Annotated in this window: 17 protein-coding genes and 1 tRNA gene; 7 read left to right on the top strand and 11 right to left on the bottom strand. The window is 58.8% G+C overall.

The annotated features are described in order from the left end of the window. Nucleotides 1-2: 2 nt before the first annotated feature. A complete protein-coding gene (pip, locus tag VHB22_RS13260; RefSeq protein ID WP_325457459.1) occupies nt 3-977 on the top strand; it encodes a prolyl aminopeptidase in 975 nt (324 codons plus the stop codon). Here pip and VHB22_RS13255 read toward each other — a convergent pair. Next, nucleotides 974-1,501: a hypothetical protein gene (locus VHB22_RS13255; protein ID WP_325457458.1), complete on the bottom strand. Its 528-nt coding sequence runs from the start codon at nt 1,499-1,501 to the stop codon at nt 974-976. The genes pip and VHB22_RS13255 overlap by 4 nt on opposite strands. A gap of 331 nt (nt 1,502-1,832) precedes the next feature. Here VHB22_RS13255 and VHB22_RS13250 point away from each other — a divergent pair, with 331 nt between their 5' ends. From VHB22_RS13250 to VHB22_RS13240, 3 genes are all read left to right on the top strand, one after another. Continuing rightward, nucleotides 1,833-4,448, top strand: a complete 2,616-nt coding sequence (locus VHB22_RS13250; protein WP_325457457.1) for a sel1 repeat family protein — start codon at nt 1,833-1,835, stop codon at nt 4,446-4,448. A 175-nt stretch (nt 4,449-4,623) separates the two neighbouring features. Next, entirely contained in the window at nt 4,624-5,547 is a 924-nt protein-coding gene (locus VHB22_RS13245; protein ID WP_325457456.1) for a sulfite exporter TauE/SafE family protein, read from the top strand. Then, on the top strand, nt 5,544-6,341 hold the full coding sequence (locus VHB22_RS13240; protein ID WP_325457455.1) for a TIGR02186 family protein: 798 nt from the start codon (nt 5,544-5,546) through the stop codon (nt 6,339-6,341). Before VHB22_RS13245 ends, VHB22_RS13240 begins: the two co-directional genes overlap by 4 nt. A gap of 4 nt (nt 6,342-6,345) precedes the next feature. On the opposite strand, the gene pdeM is transcribed toward VHB22_RS13240, so the two are convergent. From pdeM to VHB22_RS13220, 4 genes are all read right to left on the bottom strand, one after another. After that, nucleotides 6,346-7,068: a ligase-associated DNA damage response endonuclease PdeM gene (gene pdeM / locus VHB22_RS13235; protein WP_325457454.1), complete on the bottom strand. Its 723-nt coding sequence runs from the start codon at nt 7,066-7,068 to the stop codon at nt 6,346-6,348. A 2-nt stretch (nt 7,069-7,070) separates the two neighbouring features. Then, entirely contained in the window at nt 7,071-9,635 is a 2,565-nt protein-coding gene (locus tag VHB22_RS13230; protein ID WP_325457453.1) for a ligase-associated DNA damage response DEXH box helicase, read from the bottom strand. Between the two features lie 84 nt (nt 9,636-9,719). Then, complete coding sequence (locus tag VHB22_RS13225; protein ID WP_325457533.1) at nt 9,720-10,808, bottom strand: quinone-dependent dihydroorotate dehydrogenase; 1,089 nt, start codon at nt 10,806-10,808, stop codon at nt 9,720-9,722. Beyond that, nucleotides 10,802-11,146 carry a DUF952 domain-containing protein gene (locus VHB22_RS13220; protein WP_325457452.1) on the bottom strand — a complete coding sequence of 115 codons (345 nt, stop codon included), beginning with the start codon at nt 11,144-11,146 and terminating at the stop codon, nt 10,802-10,804. Before VHB22_RS13220 ends, VHB22_RS13225 begins: the two co-directional genes overlap by 7 nt. Nucleotides 11,147-11,350: 204 nt before the next feature. On the opposite strand from VHB22_RS13220, the gene VHB22_RS13215 reads away from it, so the two are divergent. Beyond that, nucleotides 11,351-13,126 (top strand): DUF262 domain-containing HNH endonuclease family protein, encoded by a 1,776-nt coding sequence (locus VHB22_RS13215; protein ID WP_325457451.1) that lies wholly within the window; start codon nt 11,351-11,353, stop codon nt 13,124-13,126. 11 nt (nt 13,127-13,137) lie between these two features. Here VHB22_RS13215 and VHB22_RS13210 read toward each other — a convergent pair whose 3' ends face one another. Together VHB22_RS13210 and VHB22_RS13205 are read right to left on the bottom strand one after the other, a co-directional pair. Further along, nucleotides 13,138-14,790 (bottom strand): lysine--tRNA ligase, encoded by a 1,653-nt coding sequence (locus VHB22_RS13210; RefSeq protein WP_325457450.1) that lies wholly within the window; start codon nt 14,788-14,790, stop codon nt 13,138-13,140. Between the two features lie 100 nt (nt 14,791-14,890). Further along, nucleotides 14,891-15,544 (bottom strand): alpha/beta family hydrolase, encoded by a 654-nt coding sequence (locus VHB22_RS13205; protein ID WP_325457449.1) that lies wholly within the window; start codon nt 15,542-15,544, stop codon nt 14,891-14,893. A 265-nt stretch (nt 15,545-15,809) separates the two neighbouring features. Here VHB22_RS13205 and mepA point away from each other — a divergent pair, with 265 nt between their 5' ends. After that, a complete protein-coding gene (gene mepA / locus VHB22_RS13200) occupies nt 15,810-17,177 on the top strand; it encodes a penicillin-insensitive murein endopeptidase (RefSeq protein WP_325457448.1) in 1,368 nt (455 codons plus the stop codon). A gap of 146 nt (nt 17,178-17,323) precedes the next feature. On the opposite strand, the gene VHB22_RS13195 is transcribed toward mepA, so the two are convergent. Continuing rightward, entirely contained in the window at nt 17,324-17,821 is a 498-nt protein-coding gene (locus VHB22_RS13195) for a hypothetical protein (protein WP_325457447.1), read from the bottom strand. 144 nt (nt 17,822-17,965) lie between these two features. Between VHB22_RS13195 and VHB22_RS13190 the strand changes: the two genes are divergently transcribed. Then, nucleotides 17,966-18,055: transfer RNA gene (locus VHB22_RS13190), tRNA-Ser, on the top strand. A gap of 312 nt (nt 18,056-18,367) precedes the next feature. On the opposite strand, the gene VHB22_RS13185 is transcribed toward VHB22_RS13190, so the two are convergent. From VHB22_RS13185 to VHB22_RS13175, 3 genes are all read right to left on the bottom strand, one after another. Beyond that, nucleotides 18,368-19,015 carry a hypothetical protein gene (locus VHB22_RS13185; RefSeq protein WP_325457446.1) on the bottom strand — a complete coding sequence of 216 codons (648 nt, stop codon included), beginning with the start codon at nt 19,013-19,015 and terminating at the stop codon, nt 18,368-18,370. A gap of 236 nt (nt 19,016-19,251) precedes the next feature. After that, nucleotides 19,252-20,718: an efflux transporter outer membrane subunit gene (locus tag VHB22_RS13180; RefSeq protein ID WP_325457445.1), complete on the bottom strand. Its 1,467-nt coding sequence runs from the start codon at nt 20,716-20,718 to the stop codon at nt 19,252-19,254. Beyond that, nucleotides 20,715-21,602 carry an efflux RND transporter periplasmic adaptor subunit gene (locus VHB22_RS13175; protein WP_325457444.1) on the bottom strand — a complete coding sequence of 296 codons (888 nt, stop codon included), beginning with the start codon at nt 21,600-21,602 and terminating at the stop codon, nt 20,715-20,717. The genes VHB22_RS13180 and VHB22_RS13175 overlap by 4 nt, the downstream gene beginning before the upstream one ends. Nucleotides 21,603-21,607 lie beyond the last annotated feature (5 nt).

Raw genomic sequence — 21,607 nt, 5'->3', positions numbered from 1 at the left:
CTATGACCATCAGAGACCGGCTTGATCTCTATCCGCCAATCGGCCCCTATCGCGAACACCGCTTGCCGGTCAGTGGCGGTCACACGCTCTATGTCGAGGAGTGTGGAAATCCACGAGGCCAGCCCGTACTCATCGTGCATGGCGGTCCAGGTGGCGGCAGCAATCCCACCATGCGGCGCTATCACAACCCTGACCACTACCGGATTGTTCTTTTCGATCAGAGAGGCTGCGGCCGGTCGACGCCGAATGCGTGCCTTGAGAACAATACGACTCAGGATCTCGTCGAGGATATCGAGCGCATTCGTAAAGAACTCGATATCGATCGGTGGCAGCTGTTTGGAGGTTCTTGGGGGTCAACGCTCTCGCTCGCGTATGCCGAGGCATATCCCGATCGCGTGACGGCGCTCATCTTGCGCGGGATTTTCCTTCTCACAAAAGCCGAGCTGCGCTGGTTCTATCAGGACGGGTGTAGTTGGATTTTTCCCGAGGCGTTCGCTGAATTTCAGCGGCTCATTCCGCCCTCGGAGCGGGACGATATGATTGGCGCCTATCATCGCAGACTGACTTCGGACGATCCGGCGACGCAGCTGGCGGCTGCCCAGGCGTGGAGTATTTGGGAAGGGACGACATTGTCCCTCATTCCGGAGCCCGATCGCGTCGCGCGCTTCGGCGCAGATTCTTACGCTTTGGCTTTTGCGCGGCTCGAAAGCCATTATTTCGTCAATAGCGGCTTTTTCCGCCGCGACGGGGAGCTTCTTCTCAATGCCGAACGTCTTCGAAGCATTCCCGGCATTATTATCCACGGGCGGTACGACGTCGTAACTCCGGCAAGAAACGCGGTGATGCTCCATCAGGCGTGGCCGGGTTCGGAACTGCGCATCGTGGGCGCGGCGGGTCATGCGATGACCGAACCCGGTATCGTGCATGAGTTGATCCGTGCCACATGCACTTATTCCGTTGGCGCGACTGATCGCTAGAGCGTCCCCTTCGGAGGAGGTGGTGGGGGCGGTTGGGCGCTGTCGGACGGCGGTGACGGTCCGTCAGGCGGGGGCAACGGCTTGTCTAGGTCTCTCATGCGGTCGCGGACCTTTTTATAGACGCGTTCAAGATAGTCCAGCGCTTGATCGACTTCTTGGTCCGTCGGCAACTGAAGTTTGTTGTCCGGCCGTTCCTCTGGCGTCAGGGGCCGGGCGGTTGCGAGCATTTTTTCAAGGGATTCGACGCGACCTTTCAGTTCTTTGTTCTCCTCTTTCAGTCGCGCGACATCCGTTGGCGTCGTTCCGATGGGGGTGTGGTCCTCTACCGGCGTGCATGCCCAGGCGCTGCCTGTTTGTGCGCACATCGCGACAGCTCCCGTCTGCTTGTCCAGCCTCAAAAATCCGCCGTCGACCGGGGACATCGTAAAGCGATCGCCGGCATTTTCCGCGGCGACTGCCGCGACCGGTGTCGCCAGCAAAGCGAGCGCGATCGGCGCCCCTAGGTAAGTTCTTCGCGCGTCCATTGTGGCTCCTCGCATAATCGAAGGCTTTTCATAGCCGGGGAGTGTGGCAATTCCAGAATAGTCCAAGGACCCCCTTTGGCGCATCTACAAGACGTGCTTGCGCGGGATCGGGGCACATCGCGCGGGGTACGTGCCTTGGAAATGCGCCCTATCCTGCCTGAAGCCCAAGGTCTTAACGCGGTATTTACTGGCGTTCCTCAACGTACCCCAAACTGATTTGTGCTGCGTCTGACGAGATCGCGATTTTTCGCGCGGCACGGATGATCTCCAAATGTCCCCCGCTCGATCACGCGACTGCGCCGGACCGCCAGCGCCGGGCATCGAGGGGACTATGTCAAATCCGGAATTGAGCGCAAATGACGATGCTGGCGGCGCTTCGCCTGGCGCGTTCGGTCAAGAGGATGGCCAAAGCGAACTCAAAGCGCTCATCGATGCAATTGCCGATCAGCTTACCGACGCCGATCGCCGTCACAGCGCGACGCTTGACGAAATGCAAAATCGCATTTCGACGATGGAACATGAAACCGAAACGCTTCGACAGCATGTTCCAGAGCAATTTTCTTCCGCTTTCGATTTGATCGAATCTGGCGTTGCGGAACTCGCCAGACGGCTTGCAGGCTCGGAAGAGGATGCATCTACGAGTGCGTTGAACGCAAAAGCTTCGAACTCCGATGCGATTTCAAGTTCGTTTGAGGATACCGATCCGTGGGATCCTAATGCGGCTGTGGCTCTAACAGATCTCTATGAATCGGGCGCCGGCGACTTTGCTCCGGATTCGCCGCATCCGCGGCGCGCCGCCGGTTCGGCCACACGTGCGGATATCGATCCAGCGTGGCTCGAAAATCGTTTTGCGGAAATCGCCAAAGGGATCGAGCAATCGTTAGCGGAGATCCATCCCGAGCGGGGGTTCCGCGCTATCGGCGATCGGCTCGATCAATTCGAACAGCAGTTCAGCAAAATGTTCGAAGGGGTTGCCAAGCGCTCTGATCTCGATGCGGTACGCCTCATCGAATCGCACGTCGGAGAAGTGGTCAATCATCTCGTCGAAACGCACGATCAATTGACACGTCTCAATGTCATTGAGGAGCAGCTTGCCGGCATTACGCGAAGTCTTGCCGGGATGCCGAATGGTGCATCTGGCGCGCCGATGCCGTTTTCGGATGCGGAGCACAAAGATCCCGTCAGCGAGCTTCGTCCGCTTCTTGAACGTATGAGGTCGGAAAGCCGGAGCGGGGATGAAAATACTGCCGCGCTCCTCGATACGATGCAACAGGCGATGATCCGTCTCTTGGATCGCGTCGACGCGATCGAGATGGCGCAGCATATAAATTCTGATCCTTTCGCCGTGACGAGCCGTCGCGAGGGAACTCAGCCGGAAAATGATGCTTCGGAACGTCCTGCCCTTGAGGTCGACGAGGTCGGTGAAGTGAAAGATTTCGCCGAGCCAGCGAATGGCTTTGAGCAGCAACGCACCGACACGGCTTTTGCAGACGAAGACACAATCGAGCCGGTGAGTGGCGATAGCGAAAAGTTGCGACAGGATTTCATCGCACAAGCGCGGCGCGCCAAAATGAGGCTTTCGGCCGCCGTTGACGACGAAATCGTCATTACATCGCCGTCCGAATCCGACGGGTTCTCTATGTCGTCTTCGGAGGCTGCTCGCGGTTCGGAGGGTGGGCGCCCAATCCGTCCGGCTGCGGTGCGTTCGAAAGCTTCGGGCCCATCCGGACCATCTCCGCGCCTCGTGGTGCTTGCGGTCGCCGCGCTACTGGCGCTAAGCGGGCTATGGTACACGCTTGGTTGGGAGTCCCCTAAACCTGTAAGCGGCCATTCATCGTCACTTGCGCCTTCGCCATCGATATCCGGACCAGCGGCAAGTGCGCGGAGCGAAGGTGCCAAATCAGCGCCAGACCAGGACGGGCAGGCAAACGGCGGGCGGCAGCCAAAGGGATCGGCGCCGCGCGAAGAGGCGGCTCCGAAAGGCGACCAGCAAGGACAGTTGACGCCGAGCGATACGCATGCCGCCAAGACGACTTTGCCTATGATGGGTGTTGCGGTCGATCTCAACGAGCCGGTGACTAAAGCCAGCCTGCAAAAAGCCGAACGCCATCAGGCAATGGCAACTGTATCCGGCGAACTAGGTGACGCGGCCGCGCGGGAAAGCAATTCCTCGATCATTCCCGCTTCGATCGTTCCGACAGAAGCCGAAACGGAGGGCTCGGATGCATCAGCGGACCATCATGATTTGCCGCAACGGATGTCACGCAACGCTCCACTCGACATCCCTCCGGCGACCGTCGGGCCGCTGTCGCTGAGACTAGCCGCAGCCAAAGGCGATCCGTCTGCGGAATTCGAGGTAGGCGCGCGCATGGCCGAGGGGAAAGGTACGCCACAGAACTTCAAGGACGCTGCAAAATGGTACGCGCGTTCGGCTGATCGCGGCTTCGCGCAGGCGCAATATCGATTGGGTACATTATACGAACGTGGTCTGGGGCTAAAGCCGGACCGTAAGCTTGCCGCGGACTGGTATCGCCGCGCGGCGGATCAAGGAAACATCAAGGCGATGCATAACCTTGCCGTACTCAGCGCCAATAAGACCGATGAAGCCCCGGATTACACGACGGCGGCGCAATGGTTCGAGCGGGCGGCCGAGCGTGGTCTGGTCGACAGTGAATTTAACCTCGCAATCCTGTATGAGAACGGACTCGGGGTGAAGCGCGATCTCCGGCAAGCGTTCATGTGGCTATCTCTTGCGGCACGGAACAACGATCCGGCCGCCGTACGGAGGCGGGACATCCTTCGCGGGAAGCTTGCGGCTGATGACATTGCTGCCGCCGAACGCATGATTGCAAATTGGCGGCCTCTCCCGGTTGATCGCCGCGCCAATGACCCGCGCTTGGCAGGCGAAGAGTGGAAGAATAACCCGAAGAACGGTATCGCCGGTTAGCGGAATGCGAGGGTCGCGGGTTGAATGTTCGTCCTGGTTTTGCGTTAGGCTGGCAGTAGGATCGCGTCGAAGTTGACTTGTGCGGCTTGCGGTGCCGGGCGGTTTGGTGTCCCTTAGATGCAGTCTCCGTAACGCCGTCGCTTCCGCCGGCTACCCTGCCGATTAGAACCGCTTGATGACGCTCTATCTGCCGATTGCCGAAATGTCGGTTTCCGTGGCCGTCTTTCTCGCCCTCGGCGCGGCCGTTGGTTTTATCTCGGGACTTTTCGGCATCGGCGGCGGTTTTCTCTTGACGCCGCTTCTGACCTTTCTGGGCGTTCCGCCTGCGGTCGCGGTTGCGACGTGCAACGTTCACGTGGCAGCATCTTCGGTGTCAGGCGCGGTTGTCCATTATCGCCGAAAAAACATCGATGTAAAAATGGCGCTTGTCATGCTGTCGGCGGGACTGGTTGGTACCTCTCTCGGTGTAGAGGTGGTGCGTCTTCTGCGCAAAGCGGGGCTGTTCGAGTTTACCGTTTCGCTCGCTTACGTGACTTTTCTTGGCGTCGTCGGCACATTGACTTTAATCGAGGGGATCAATGCTTGGCGCCATGCGCAAACCGTCGGCGTCCATTCCCCGCGTAAATCCGGACGGCATAACTGGATGGACGGACTGCCATTCAAAATGCGTTTCGTGCGTTCCAAGCTGTACATCAGCATGGTACCGCCGATGGTGATCGGTATGTTCGTCGGATTCGTCTCGGCGATCATGGGGATCGGAGGCGGGTTCATTTTCATCCCGGCAATGATCTATATCCTGAGGATGCCGACGAGCGTCGTGGTCGGGACGTCGCTATTTCAAATCGTTTTCGTTGCGGCTTTCGCGACGGTCCTGCATGCGTGGCAAAACAAGACGGTCGACGTCGTGCTGGCCGCTATCCTGCTGGTCGGTGGTGTGATCGGGGCTCAATTCGGAACCTCCGCAGGAGAGAAATTGAGAAGCGATCATATGCGCATCCTTCTCGGTATGCTGGTGCTCATCGTGGCAGCGCGCATGGGATACGATCTGGTGGCGCCGCCGGCAGATCTCTATTCGCTTGCGCCTCTGAGGGGATCATGAGGCGCTTGCTCAGCTTGGCCCTTTTCGTGCCGCTGTTCTGCTTTGCTGGTACGGCTATTGCCGCCGATGCCAAGGAAAGTGTGGAGGCGGATGCATCGACGCGGCAGGTCGCCATCACGTCAAGCTTCACGGGTACCGAGATTCTGGTTTTCGGAGCGGTGGAGAACAGTGTGCAGCCGAGTGCGGGAGCGGGCACGTACGATGTTGTTGTCGTGGCCGAGGGAACGCCCGCGCCGGTTGTGGTTCGTCGAAAATCGAGGGTCGGCGGATTGTGGATCAATACGGCCTCAATGCGCTTTGCATCCCTTCCGAGCTATTATGCCATCGCTTCGACACGGCCGATTGACGAAATTGCCGATGCGGCGGTGCTTGATGCGAATGCTATCGGTTTTGAGCACGTCCGGATGGTCCCGGCATCGACTGGTGGGACCGCACCCACGGACGCCGATGAGGTTGCAGGATTTAAAAAGGCACTGATCCGTTTGAAGGAGAAGGAGCGTCTGTTCATAAAGTCCGATTTTGGCGTTGCGTTCATTGGCCGGAGTCTTTTTCGCGCAACAGTCGCTTTGCCGCCCAATGTTCCTGTGGGTCCATTGGCGGCACGTATCTATCTTTTCCGGGACGGCAAACTTCTCGGCCAATACAAGAGTAAAGTCACGCTCGAACGCGAAGGGGTCGAACGCTATATTCACGATGCTGCGCAGACACGGCCGTTGTTGTACGGTTTGGTGACTGTGTTCTTGGCAATTACTGCGGGACTGGCAGCAGCGTTCGCGTTTCCGCGATCCGTCTAGCCGCTCAATCGTCTTTCAACAGACGCGGGGCGACCGGATAAAGCCCTTCGTGGCCGAGCATCCAGACGGCGAGCCCGTCCATCCCGAACAAAGGCTCGAAGGCGAGATCGAGAATATTGAGACCGCCGGTGTATGCGCCGAACGCCGGCATCACGAGCCTGCGGCCGTTACCGACGAAGCAAGGCCGGCGCAGCGAGGTTCCGTGTAGCATAAGGCGCGCAGCCGGATGGAAGTGACCTGCGATTTCGTGAGTGACGGCTCCAGGACGCGGTTCGTGACGAAGTGCAATGCCCTCGACCACGATTTCCGGGACGACGTACCCCGCAAGCATACGATCAATCTTCGGATCGTGGTTTCCCGTGATCCAGATCCAATCGCGATCCTCCTGCAGCACGTGCAGGCTTTCGACATCGCTGCGGTCCATTCGTGCGGCGCCGTCGGGGTCGTGAAGGCTGTCGCCGAGTGCGATGACGGTTTCAGGATCGTAACGGTCGATCAAGGCGGCAAGTTTCGCGAGCGTCTCGCGCGTATCGTAGGGTGGCAGCATTTGACCGCGCGCGGCGAAGGCCGAACCCTTCTCAAGATGCAGATCAGCGACGATCAGCGCGCGCTCGGCGGGCCAATAGAGAGCGCCAGATTTGTGCGCTAGGAACGCCTTGCCGCAAATCGAGACGTGCTGGTCTGCGAAGTCATCGAGCCCCATACGCTCCGGCTTCAGCATTCCCATGCTCAGCAATCTCCAATCGCATCGTGTATGAGTACCTCGGCGGCTTCGCGCAGCAATGAGTCGTGAGCATGACCGGCGACGACCTCGCGACCGATCTCAAGCAGCACAGGCACCGACAAAGGCGATACGCGCGGCAACGATTGATGCCTGATTCGGTTCTTGACGCGCGCAAGAAAGTCTCCCAGCCGCCGAATGTCGAGCAATCCTGTTGCCGCGTCGGCCCAAGCGGCTTCGAGCAGGAGGTGGTTCGGATCGTGACGGCGCAGGACGTCATAAATAAGGTCGGTCGACATCGTCACTTGGCGGCCCGATTTGACCTTGCCAGGGTGCCGCCGCTCGATCAGCCCCGCGATCACGGCGGCCAAACGAAATGTGCGCTTCATCAGGTTGCTTTCGGCGAGCCATGCGTCGAGGTCGTCGCCGAGCATATCCTCATCGAATAGACTGCTGAGCGATAGGCGGCCTTGCGCGATCATGTCCGACATGTCGCCGACCGTCCAAAGCGCAAGGGCATAGTCGTTGGCGACGAAGCCGAGCGGTTGGGCGTCCGCCCTGTGCAGACGGCGTGTCAGAAGCATTCCGAGCGTCTGGTGCGCGAGCCGGCCTTCGAACGGGTAAGCGACAAGAAAGTGTCGACCAGCGCGAGGGAACGTCTCGATGAGGACTTCGTCCGTTGCCGGAAGCACCGAGCGCTCGCTTTGCAGGGTCAGCCAGTGGGCAACCGCAGGCGGCAGGCTTGGCCAATCGCGCGGATTGGCTAGCATCGCTCTGACGCGCGCGGCAAGATGTGTCGAAAGGGGGAATTTGTTGCCGCCATAGCTCGGCACCATCGGGTCCTGGGCCGAGGCACGGGACACAAAGACCTCGGTATCCCGCATACCTTCGAAACGAAGAACCTCGCCCGCGAAAACGAACGTCGCGCCGGGCGGCAGTTGCTCGGCGAAGTATTCATCGACTTCGCCAAGAACACGTCCGCCTTGCCGCGCACGTCCAGCCCCGCGGCGCGCCGAGACGAGGTGCACTTTGAGCATCGGGGAGTCAACGATCGTTCCGACGTTCAATCGGTACTGCTGGGCGATGCGCGGATTGGCGACGCGCAACTTGCCGTCGCCGGTTGGTTTGAGCTTGGCGAAGCGGTCATAGTTTTTGAGAGCGTAGCCGCCTGTCGAAACGAATTCGACGGCTCTGTCGAATTGGTTTCGACTTAGTCCGGCGTAGGGAAGCGCGGAGCGGATCTCGGAAAAAAGGGTCGCCGGATCGAACTGTGCTTGGCATGCCATCCCAAGAATATGCTGGGCGAGCACGTCGAGCGCACCCGAGCGCGACAGCACCGCGTCTTGCGCGCCAACTTCCGCCGCTTGTTGCGCGGCGCGGCATTCCAGAACCTCGAAGCGGTTTCCCGGCACGAGGATGCCGCGAGATGGTTCGTCCATGCGATGGTTGGCGCGGCCGATGCGCTGCAGGAAGCGGCTCGCGCCTTTCGGTGCGCCCAGATGGATGACGAGATCGACGTCGCCCCAGTCGATGCCGAGGTCCAGCGTCGACGTGGCGACGACGGCGCGAAGCTTGCCTGCGGCCATCGCGGATTCGACCTTTCTCCGCTGAAGTGCATCAAGCGAGCCGTGGTGAAGGCCAATAGGCAAATTGTCTTCGTTGATGCGCCAAAGCTCCTGAAACGCCACTTCGGCTTGTAAACGGGCGTTGACGAAAACGAGCGTCAGCTTATGGGCGCGAATGGCATTGTAGACCTCGTGCATGGCATAGCGTGCCGTGTGTCCCGACCAGGGGATTTCGTCCTCGACTTCGAGGATGCTGATGTCCGGCTTGGCCCCTCCCTCGACGGTCACGAGATCGGAGAGAAGCGTGGCCGTTTCCGGATGGGTTTGGGAAACGAGATAGCCGCGTAGTTCGCTTGGACGGGCGACAGTGGCCGATAGGCCGACGGTCATCACGTTCGGCGCGAGAGTCCTGAGGCGTGCGAGATCGAGAGCAAGCAAGTCGCCGCGCTTCGACGGGGCGAGTGCGTGCAGTTCGTCGAGAATGATCGTGTCAAGATCGGCGAAGAGATGCGGCGCGTCGGGGTGACTGAGGAGCAGTGCGACTTGCTCGGGCGTCGTCAGCAGGATTTGGGGCGGTTTGACGCGCTGGCGTTGACGGCGCGCGACGGACGTGTCGCCGGTGCGGGTTTCGGTGCGGATGTTGAGACCCATTTCCTCGATGGGTGCGATCAGGTTGCGTGCAACGTCGTTTGCGAGTGCCTTAAGCGGAGAAACGTAGAGCGTGAAAAGTCCGGCTCCTGCTTTCTTGCGCTTTTCTGTTCCAAGAGCGATAAGGCTCGGCAAAAAGCCTGCAAGCGTTTTACCTGCGCCTGTCGGAGCGATAAGGAGCGTCGAGCGGCGATGCTTGGCTGCTTCGAGAAGCGCCAACTGGTGTGCGCGCGGTTTCCATCCGCGACGCGCAAACCATGCTGCGATGACCGGTGGCAGGGTTTTCGACAGGTGAGCGGGCGGGCGCGGCTTGCGCTTTATTTTCTTCGGTGTCGTGAGCGTCATGCTCGATACTAACATTGCGACGCATGATCTCATGCGCCGTTGCAAGCGTGTTAGGCGTTCACAGGCTCTAGCGCAATCGAGGCATCGGTCTTAGAGGAGTTAGAGCGGCATCTCGGCCCATTGTCTGGCCTTCGATCCGCGCAAGGTAGCGATATTTGCGTACCCTCGCCGATGGATAGTGTCGGCGACATGGGCTTTGATTTCGCCAATCAATCCAGGTCCTGCGTAAACCAGACCCGTGTAAAGCTGCAACAGGCTCGCGCCGGCTTCGATTTTTTCGAGCGCTGTCTCTCCGTCGTCGATACCGCCAATGCCGATGAGGGGGATTTTGCCCTCCGTCGCTTCGTAAATGCGGGCCAGCATGATTGTCGATCGCCGGAAGAGGGGGCGCCCTGAGAGGCCGCCTGTTTCTTTGGCTTGGCTATCTTTTAGCCCATCGCGGGAAAGCGTCGTATTCGAGACTGCGATGCCATCGACGGCATGTGCGAGAAGCCGTTCACAGATGGCCGGAATGTCTTCCGTAGCGATGTCGGGCGCGATCTTGACGATGATCGGTCTTCGCGGCTCGCCTTTTGAGGCGCAGCGTTTTCTCGCTTCCATGATACGCGACAACAGTTCTTCGAGTGCCGCAGGCGCCTGGAGGTCGCGCAGGCCAGGCGTGTTCGGCGAAGAGATGTTGACGGTGAAATAACTCGCAACGGAATTAAACGCCTCAATGCCCATCACATAGTCGCCAGTCCGATCGCTGCTGTCCTTGTTAGCCCCGATGTTGACGCCTACGATGCCGGCTCTGTCTTGACGGGCGTTCAGGCGTGCGAGGGCGGCGTCGTGTCCGCCATTGTTGAAGCCGAGCCGATTGATCAAAGCGCGATCGTTCACGAGGCGGAAGATACGTGGCTTCGGATTGCCCGGCTGGGGGCGGGGTGTGACCGTCCCGATCTCGGCAAAGCCGCAACCCATTGCCAGCAAAGCATCCGGAACGCGCGCATCCTTGTCGTAGCCCGCGGCGACGCCAATCGGATTTGGAAAATCCAGACCGAATACCGTTTGCCGCAGAATGGGATTGGCCGTGCCAAGCTGCCGCGGATGGAGTCCCAACTCAAGAGCTCTTAGCGTTGCTTCGTGAGCATCCTCGGGACTGAGCGAGAAAAGCGCAGGCCGGGCAAAGCGATAAAGGGCGCTCAGCATTCGAGCCATTCGTCCTCGATGAAGGGGATACCGTCGGCGTCGAGAGTCAGTGCGCGCTCCCATATCGCTTTTGTCGTTGGAAGATTGCCATAGAGGTGCGGGAAGAGGTCGCCCCCGCGCGATGTTTCCCATCTGAGTTCAGGGCCAAGCTGTCCTTCTTGAAACGCAATGAGAACAAGGTCTGGCGCTCCTCTGAAATGCTTCTCTAAAGTTCCGCGAAGTTGCGACTTGGACGAAAGATGAATGAAGCCGTCGCGAACATCGTCCAACGAACCAGAATAATGTCCCTTCGCTACGGCGTCGCGCCAATCAGTGACTTTCGCAATTTTGAAGATCATACGGTCCATTCGAGAGAATGTGTTTTGACGAGGAGCCCCGAGCGCCTCATACGTTCGAAGTGCAAACGCCTGTAGCGTTGTTTCGGCATCGTTGCTATCACGACTGGATATCTGCACAACCATGTTTGGTGGTGGGGAGACAGGTGGACGAGCAGATTAGATCTCCGGCCACATCGCAGGGCAAGTGAAGAGGTCGACGCATACGTGTATCCTACCGCATCCCTAAGTATCTCCCAACTTCTCTCCGGGCCATACCTGCTGAACATTCCCATCTTCCAGCGTCCCTATTCCTGGGGCAGGGAGCAGGCGGAGCAGTTGCTCGACGATCTGATGGAGGCGGCGGGCGTCAGTGCCGATCGCGAGGCCGATCACGACTATTTTCTCGGGGCGGTCGTGCTGATGGATTCGCCGGGCGTTGAGACCACGAAGCTTTCGCCCAAAATGGCACAGCGCGAGTTCGGTATCATTGATGGGCAGCAGCGGCTCGTGACGTTGATGACGTTGCTAGCTGTACTACGGGATCTCGAAGTCGATTTGCGGACGTCCGTAGCGAAGCGCGTGCAGCGTATGCTGTTCGCCCAGCAGGGATCTCGATTCTTTCGTACTGAGCGGTTTCGCCTGCATTTAGCAGGCCGCGAGCGCGTCGTTTTCGAGACGCGTATTCTGCAACCTGGAAGTACGGCGATCGCAGCTGATTTCCCTGCCACGTCGGCTCAGGAGGCGACACTTCTCGACGTTAGGGATCAATTTCGCTCGACGCTGGCGGAGATGTCCGGGAGTGCCCGCAAGACGCTTGCGGAGTTCATCGCAGATCGCTGTTACGTCGTCGTCATCGTCGGAACCGATATCGATCGCTCGCATCAGATGTTCGTCGTCCTAAACGAGCGCGGCAAAAAATTGCAGCGCAACGATATTCTGAAATCGGACATTTTGAGCCGCTTGACGACCGGCGATATTGGCTGGGCGGCTCAAACGTGGGATGATACGAGCCTTGCGCTGGGTGAGAATTTCGAACCGTTCTTCGGTCACCTCCGGACGATCTTCGGGCATGGACGGATGCCGATCGTCGCGGGCGTGCGAAACATAATTCGCGACACGGGCGGTTCGGAGGCCTTCTTCAGGGATGTCTTTCTTCCCTATTCGAAGGCTTACGCGCTGATCCGCAGCTGTGGCTGGGGCACTCTGCCCGGCGGAATGTCTAGGACGCTCACTTATCTTAACCGACTGCCGGATGCGGATTGGGCGCCTGCGGCTATTCTGGTGCTTAGTCAATGGCGGCGGGATCCGGATCGGGCATCATTTCTTCTGAGTGAGATCGAGCGCCTCGCGATATTGACGCGACTGCTTTGCGCGGGTTCGGGCAAGCGTGCGCGCCGCTTCGCCGAACTGATCAAGGCGATCCGCGCGGGTGAATTGCTGGACACGACCCATCCGGTCCTGCAGGTGACGCGCGATGAAGTCCGCAGCATCGCCTTCCATCTCAGGGATCTGCATAAGCGCAACCCGAAAGTCTGCCGCCTTCTACTGATGCGACTGAGCGACGAGATGGGTGATTCCGCGTTGAACATCGATCCCGATCTGTACACGATCGAGCATGTGCTGCCACAGAGACCGGCCGCTTCGAGCGCATGGCGCCGGTCCGTTCCGAGTGCGGAGGAACGCGGCGAGATCGTCGATTGTCTCGGCAATCTCGTGCTGATCACACAGCAGGAGAACGACAAGGCGCGCAACGCCTCGTGGGACGAAAAGAAAAAGATTTATGGAACGACGGCATCGAGCGTTGCGCCTCTTCTCGCCATCACGCGAGACGTTCTTGGCGAGAGCGAATGGGGGCGCGCAGAGATCGATGCACGTGAGCAACGTCTTATTGGGCTGATCGAGACTCTCTGGCGCATCGATCTGAAATTACAACGTCCGGTTTCACGAAATGCGGGCAAGCTTCAGGAACAGCAGGCGAAGACCATGTCGCGAACCGCATAGACGATCGCGGCTCACGACGTGACAAGCCTTCCGTCGAGCGCTTTTCTGATGAGCGCGCGTGTTTCGGGAATACCGTAGAGGGCGATGAATGTCCCGAGCCGAGGTCCGCGTTGCTGACCTAAAAGAATTTCATAGATTGCCTGGAACCAGTCGAGCTTGACCCCAGGGCCGCCGCTGGGGCTGAGCTTCGCCGGATCTTGGTAGCGTGGAATGGCACGCGCAACGTCGAGCAGCGTGTTTTGGATTTTGTCAGCGTTTGCATCCGGCGGAAGAGCGGCCAGCGCACCGTCCAGACTCTTCAGTGCGGCAACCTCGACATCGTCCGGGGCGCGGAATTTTTTGGTCGGCTTGACGAACGAGTCGAAGTAGCGAATGGCACGATCCGATAGCCGATCGAGAATAGGATTTTTTTCCGGCGTTGCGCCGGGCGCATAGCGGCGAAGGAAACCCCAAAGCACGTCCTTGTTCTCGGCGTTGGAAACCGAAACGAGGTTCAAAAGCAAGCCGAACGTGATTGGCAGCTCAGGGCGCGGCGGTGCGCCGTCATGGATGTGCCAAACAGGATTATCAACTTGCTGCTTTGCATCTTGCTGAGGATACGCGGAAAGAAACTGCAGATATTCGTCGACCGCGCGGGGAATGACGTCGAAATAAAGCTTCTTCGCGCTCTTTGGCTTTTGGAACATGAAGAGCGACAGGCTTTCCGGCGGCGCATAGGTTAGCCATTCCTCGATGGTCAGACCGTTGCCTTTCGATTTGGAAATTTTCTCTCCGTTCTGGTCGAGAAATAGCTCGTAATTGAAGCCTTCGGGCGGTGTGCCGCCAAGAGCCTTGCAGACCTTGGATGATAACGTGACACTGTCGATCAGGTCCTTACCCGCCATTTCATAGTCGACGCCGAGCGCCGTCCAGCGCATCGCCCAGTCAGCCTTCCACTGGCATTTGACGCGCCCGCCGGTAACGGGTGTTTCGACTTTTTCGCCGGTTTCGGGATCGATGTAGGTGATCGTCCCGGCTTTCACGTTGCGGGCGACCATCGGCACCTGCAAGACCTTGCCGCTGCGAGGACAGACGGGAAGGAAGGGAGAGTATGTTGCTTGCCGCTCCGGTCCGAGCGTCGGCAAGATGATCTCCATGACCTTGTCGTAGACTGCGAGCATCTTCAGGAGCGTCGCATCGAACATGCCGGATGTGTAGCATTCGGTCGCCGAGAAAAATTCGTACTCGAAGGCGAAGCGATCGAGAAAATCGCGCAGCATTGCATTGTTATGGTGGGCGAAGCTTTCAAATTTGCCGAACGGGTCGGGCACGCGCGTCAGGGGTTTTTCGAGGTGCTTCTGCAGAATTTCCTGATTCGGGACGTTGGCCGGCACTTTGCGCAGCCCGTCCATATCATCCGAAAAGCAGATGAGCCGGGTCTTCCGTTTGCCATCCGTCAATAATTCGAAAGCGTGGCGCACCATTGTGGTGCGGGCAACCTCCCCGAACGTACCGATATGTGGCAGACCAGAAGGGCCATACCCGGTTTCAAACAGAACTGTTTTCTCCGCACCGCCGGGAAGTCGCTCTAAGCGTTTGATCAACCGCCGCGCTTCTTCAAAAGGCCAAGCCTTGGATTCGAGGCTGGCGGCGGCTTGCGCGGGGCTGAAGGCAAGAGGGGTCATTGATTTGCGATTGTCGTTTGCGGTTGCCGGAGGAAAAACTTTATTCTCCGTTGGGAGAATAAATTTAGCGGCGGCACCGTAGGTTGCGCCGGGAGATGCGTCAACGCAGCTCGGGAAGGCGCGCGATAAATGCCGCAACTGCATCGGCTGCCGCAGCGAGATTTCCCATTCGCGTAAAGCCCGATCGTCCGCGGGGGCCAAAATCATGGTCGCCGTCGCCGATCCAAGCGGTCTCGATTGCTTTCGGCAAAGAGAAAGCGTCGACCTCGTCCTTGTTTCCAAAAGGGTCACGCTCACCCTGGACGATGAGTGCGGGACAGGTGAGCGTTTCAAGATGCGCAGTGCGGAGCTTTTCCGGCGCTTTGGGCGGGTGAAAAGGGTAGCCCAGGCATACCAGTCCGGAGATCAGGTGCTCACGATAAAGCTCGTCCGCGATCAAGCTTGCGACGCGCCCGCCAAGTGATTTTCCACCGATGACGATCTTCGCATCGTTCTTCCGGTGCTTTGTCAACTCGTCCACGACATTGCGATACTCCGGCACCAGCGCTTCGGCTCTTGGCGGCGGACGTTTCGATCCATCTGCGCGCCGCGAAGCCATATAGGCAAATTCGAAGCCCGTGACGGCAATGCCGCGCGCGGCCAGTAATTCCATCATCACTTGGAAGAACGGGGAGGTAATGCCACTCCCGGCTCCGTGTGCGAGAATGAGATGACTGTGCGTGTTTTCTTCTTCCAATTTGATTGTGAATGTCAAAATGACCTTTCCTTGCTGTGTGCGGTGGACACGGATGGCGCGAAATCGCGAAACTGAACGCTGTTGGCTCGGCCATCGAATACAAAGCCGGGGCGTTCGAAAATTTTACGATTGGCAATTGTGGCTGCAGAATCTCGATTGGGGTCCGTCATTTCGGCTTTTTTTGCCACGCTTCGGCAACTTTACGAGCATGCAGTCGCGGGAGTCTGATTTTTGCCCGACTATGGGTTATAAGACCTCGGCTTAAGCAAATGTGGGAGCGGGCATGAGGGCCGAAAGGCTATTCGCGCTACTTTTTGCGCTGGGCTTGGCCGGGATCACCCCGCTCAGGTCCGATGTTCTGTCGCCGCCTGCCTTTGCCGAACCGGCTCCCGATCCCAAAAGCGTAGCGAAAACGAACGATCATAAATTACCGGATTTCGTTCCCGACGGGCGGCCTCTGACGTTTTCCGCCGAGAACAATTCGGCCTCGCCGGCGGCATCAGGTAAGGCGCGTTCGCCGGCGCCGGAAACGTCAGCGCGGACGATCAAAATCAAGACCGAGCCAATTCCGGACGCCGCAGGGGCCGAGACCTCCAGCCTCAAATCGGACGGCGCAACGTTGCCGAAATGGCCAGAGTTCGTCGGGGCAAAAAATCTTTTCGGTAAGGTCAAAAAACCCGCTCCGCTTTCCGCGCGCGCTATCGGATATTATTCGCGCGGGTGTCTTTCCGGCGCCGTGCCGTTGCCGATTGACGGACCGGCTTGGCAGGAAATGCGGCTTTCGCGCAATCGCAATTGGGGTCATCCGGTGCTAATCGCGCTGATCGAAAGGCTGGCGCTAGATGCGAAGAAGTACGATGGCTGGTCGGGCTTGCTTATGGGCGACATCGCACAGCCGCGCGGCGGGCCGATGGTATCGGGACACGCGAGCCACCAGGTTGGGCTCGACGCCGATGTTTGGCTCACGCCGATGCCGAAACGCCGGCTGACGCGGCAGGAACGCGAGACAATGGAGCCGCTCTCCATGCTCGATAGCACGGGGCTGGCGGTTAATCCCAAAACCTTTACGAGCAAGCAAGTCGCACTGATCAAACGCGCTGCGTCCTACTCTGAGGTCGAGCGCATTTTCGTTCATCCAGCGATAAAAAAAGCATTGTGCGAGGCCGCCGGTACAGATCGGAAGTGGCTCGGGAAAGTGAGGCCCTACTATGGGCACATCCACCATTTCCATCTGCGCATAAAATGCCCGCCCGGCTTTGCGGGTTGCCGTTCGCAGACGCCACCGACCGGCGACGACGGGTGCGGGAAAGAAGTCGATCAGTGGCTTGCAAGGGTCATTCCCGCAAAGTCGCCACCTCCGCCGCGGCCTCGTGTCGTGAACGTCCGGCCGCCCAGGCCGCCGATCATGCTTTCGGATCTGCCTGCGGAATGTCGTTCTCTCTTAGCGGCCGCGCCTGATCCGGTGTCCGTGCCGTCGGCAGCTCTGATGACGAAAGTTGCTGTCCGGAAGGCGCTGGCGAAGGCCGCGGCGGCGCGGGCTGCGTTTGCGAAGGTCGAAGGGATTCCGATCGTGCCGGCGAAAGCGGCGGCTGCGCATCCCGCTTTACGCCCACATCTCAATAAAACGACGGCCGCCGAAAAGGGCAAGTGAGCCTCGCGGCCGACGGGCGATCTTCATGACAGACGCGTGGTGCTTCGAATCCGCGCTTCGCCGTTTAGGCTGGGCGGGCAAGCCGCACGGTGTGGAGCATCGGCCAACCGAGATCGGGAGGGGCGGTTACAACGGAAGCCTGGAGTTCAGTAGTCGTTGGCAAATACGCGAACGCGCTGTCTCGGCCGTCCGAGAAATCCAGCTCCGACAGCCAAGAGGAAAAAAATCCACGATGCGGGCAGCGAGAGGATAGAGGTCAGGACCGGGTTCCAGGCGAATTCGCCAATCGAATGCTCGACAGAATGCTGAAAGGATATGACGAAGGCCGGCGCGAGTGTCTGAAGGTGGTGCAGAAGAGAGAGCGCGCCCCGGCTTGCCTCTCCGCTCGCTGGTCTGGAAATATCCGCCGCGAAGGACATCAGAGCACAAAGAGCGAAAAGCGCGGCGAGAAAGCGCAGCATCATGCGTGGGCGGGTATCGGGATTCACAAGGCCCAGCACGAAGGTCAGCAGGAACGATGTTACTGCAATACGGACGAGCCAATGATCGGGCCACTCGTGGGTGCTGTGCCAGGACCAGACCGCGGCAGAGGCGCACAGGAGGGACAGCAAAGCGAATGCTTTCAGGAGCCGGGAACTGGTCATGCTGCTGTTTGCTCTCCAACCGGCCCCTTTTTTGTGCTTTCGAGTGGCCAGGGTCAAGCTGTGCGGGGCATCACACGTTTCGATTTGAGCACATTGCACTTGGAGCCGCTATGCGTATAGTGCGCGCCGCTTCGCAAGAGCGTTGGAGAGATGGCCGAGTGGTTGAAGGCGCACGCCTGGAACGCGTGTAGGCTCGCAAGGGTCTCGTGGGTTCGAATCCCACTCTCTCCGCCATTTTTTGGCTCACGCGTCTGTGGGCGCTCCTCATCGGAAGCGTCTGTGCCGGTCACCCTCCTCCCGAGTCCTACGGGCTTACAGGTGAGTTCGAACTCAGTCCCTTCCTCTCCCCCGAATGATACGCAGAGACGTTGGTTCGATCCGGGCATAGGTGGAGAGAGGTGGGTGCTACCGTCACCTCTCTCCGGGCGGGACATAGGCAATTTTCGACGCAATGACTGTCCCGCCTATTCCTTAGGAATTTTCGATGGCGTGGCGGAGTGGTGATCTTCATGCGATTGCCGCCCCATCACTGACGCTTTCGCGTAATTAGGGAGTGCGCTCGATCTTGCCGCAGGCGATGGGGAGGGTGACTTGCGCCGGGATTTTTCCGAGCGAAGCTACCGAGTCCGCGAGCTTAGTATTCGGGAAAATTCCGTGGATATAAACGACACGCTTGTCGAGATCGAGTTCTGGATCCTTAAACGTCTTGGTGAAGGCTGCTTTCAATGCAGACAACGAAACCGTCTTTTCGTAATGATATGAGCCATCGGCTGAAGCCTTTGGATAGGTGTCGCGTACGATTTGCATGCTTGCGGGATCGTCGTGGAACGGCACCATCGTCGTTCCAGACATCGGTTCGGTCTCGATGAGGTCAATGATGCCATCGCCATTCGCGTCGGCCGTCGCCGTGGGGCAAGTTGCTGCGCGGTTGTTCTTGAAGCCGTGAAAGTGCTGCAAATGCATGATGCCGGGCGGCAAGCCCTTTGCGTCGATGGCAATCGTCAGCTCGTCTCCCTTGATCGAAAACGTCGCTTCTCCTGATGCATCGCTCCCCGTCACTTTGCTGTTCAGAGGGCCAAGATGGGCAACGTAGCCGGTAGCTGACGTATTGCCGCCCAAAGCCGTTCCTGCCGCGGCCATGGAGAGACATATCATCCCCATTGCAGTGAGCGCGCCTGCGAATTTCTTTTCCATTACGGTCCTCGCTATATGATCGTTCTTCGTTGGCGATTAAAGATGTACTATCGATACATCTTATTAGATGCTCAAATCACGATTTCGAGCGCTGAGCGAGGACCAACGTATTCGTTTGCAAATTCTGACTGTGACAAGCCGTGAGAGCTTCCCAGTCAAATTGCCGAAAGATCCCATTGGATGGAGTAAGTGTGTCAGTTGCAGGCGCGTAGCGCGGCTACAAAGATAATTCGCTATTATCGCGCCGGATCTGACGATGTTGTCCGCAGCGCCACTTGCGCCGGCGGAGGTGCCGTTTGCCACCCGCCGCCGAGTGCCAGGAAGATTGCGATCTGATCTACGTTCAGACGGGTCTTGGCTTCTGCGTATGCTTGTTCGGCCGCTGCGAGGCTGCGATCTGCATCGAGCGTGGCAAGTGCATCGATATTTCCGCCGCGCCAAAGTTTCCTCGCGTCGCGATCGACAACGGCGGCACGGTTTCGCGCGCGCTTGAGATTGTTCAGCCGGTCGAGATCATAAGCGTAGTTGGTGAGAGCGGTTTCCGTTTCGCGCAGCGCAACGAGAACGGTGCGATCGAATGCTGCCAAATCTGCCTTGGTCTGCGCCTTCGCGGCGGCGATCCGTGAGCGTGCCACGTTGCGGTTGACGTTCCAATTGATTGTGGGGCCGACGCCGAATCGATTGGTCAATGGAGAGAGCACATCGGAAACGCCGCCTTGCGATCCGATTGAAGCCGTCAGTTTGATGTCTGGATAAAGCTCTGCCGTCGCGACTCCGATCCGCGCCGTAGACGCCGCGAGTCGGCGTTCGGCAGCGCGAACATCTGGTCGTCTTCTCAGCAAATCCCGCCCGTTGCCGACGGGAAGCGGCGACGCGAGTTGCAGCGGTTCAGCACACGCAAGGAGGGTGCGATCGTAGCTCTCCGGTGGCTGTCCGATCAAGGTCGTCAGACGGTACGCGGCATTCAGCTGTCGTGCGTTGAGTAGAGGAATTCGCGCTTTAAGCTGTTCATATAGTCCCTCCTGACGATCGATGTCGAAACTTGCAGCGCGCCCGTGTGCGACGAGCGTGCGCGTCAATTCGATCGTCTTTTTCTGTACCCCCAGCGTTCGGCGCGCCGATTTCAGCTCGTTGCCGGCGTTGCAGATGTCGGCGTAAGCGCGCGTCGTGTCCGCGGCCACATTGATGCGGACCAGATCGTGAGCGGCAATAGCGGCTTGATCGTCCGCAGCCGCAGCCTCAATGCCGCGACGAATGCCGCCGAACAGATCGAGATCATAATTGAGCGAAATGCCGGTGTTGTAGATTTGGTGGTCCGGCGGCTTGGTATGGCTCAGGTAGGCTTCGGCGGATTGCTGCACATAGCTTGTGTCAAAGTTCGCGGCGCCGTTGATCTCTTTCGCCGTCTTGGCCTCGGCGAAGAGTGCGTGGGTGCGTTCCAGATTGGCTTCGGCAATACGCAAATCGGTATTTGCGGCAAAAGCCTGCTGCACATATCTCGTGAGTCTCTCGTCGTTATAAAGGCGCCACCATGGCCCGTCAGGCGTGGCTGTGGCTGTTCCGCTATGGCGCGAAACGAAATGACCTTGCGTTTCAGGCGCGTTGATCGTCGCCCGTTGGGGCAGATGGTAGTCCGGTCCAACCGGTGCGCAGCCTGCAATGAGCAGGACTAACAAGATGGCGAGCGCGTAGCGGCCGGTCACCACGGAAAGCTCCGGCGCACGGAAATGTCTCCCGGCCGCGGCAGGACTTCGACCGTCGCCGTTTGCCCTACGATCAAGCGGATACCATGGGGGACGGAATCGATAGCGATACGAACTGGGATGCGTTGCGCAAGTCGAACCCACGAAAATGACGGATTGACGTTCGCAAGTGCCGGTCCGTTATCGCTCCGCTCGCGATCTGCGACCCCTGCGGAAATGCTTTCGACGTGACCGTGGATAGGATCCGCGACACCCATCAGATGCGCGACAACGCGATCACCGATATGGATGGCCGGGACTTTCGTTTCCTCGAAATATCCTTCGATGCGGGTCGACTGTTTATAAACGAGCGCCGCGACCGTCGCCCCAGCGGACATATATACGCCGGCCTGAAGCGTCATGTTCGAGACGTAGCCGTCGACAGGAGCGCGCACGGCTGTACGTTCAAGATTGAGCTTCGCAAGGTCTCGTGCCGCGGTGGCTTTGGACAGTGCTGCCTTCAATTCTTCAACGCGTGCACCGCCGCGTTCAACAACCTCCGTTGCGACGAGAGTGGACATTGCGTGGTTGCGGCGGTCTTCGCGTTCGGCCTGCGCCAGAGATGCTTGCTGGCTTGCGACTTCTGCCTGCGCCTGCTCAAGTGCGAGTTCATAACGGGGCTGGTCCATGACGACGAGTACTTGTCCTTTGCTGACATACTCATTGTCGCGAACGCGTACTTCGGTAATCAGGCCGGCAACGTCGGTGGCAACGTGTACGATGTCAGCGCGAATCTTGCCGTCACGTGTGATGGGCTCGACTTGATAGCGATGCCAAAGGGTTTGCATCACCAGAAGAATGATGGCCACAAGAATAAGTGTGCCGAACGTCCGTGTCCATGCCATTGACG

The sequence above is a fragment of the Hyphomicrobium sp. genome, assembly GCF_035548195.1.
Classification (GTDB): domain Bacteria; phylum Pseudomonadota; class Alphaproteobacteria; order Rhizobiales; family Hyphomicrobiaceae; genus Hyphomicrobium_B.
The sequence above is the reverse complement of the archived record's forward strand: the minus strand, read 5'-3'. Positions and strand labels throughout refer to the sequence as shown.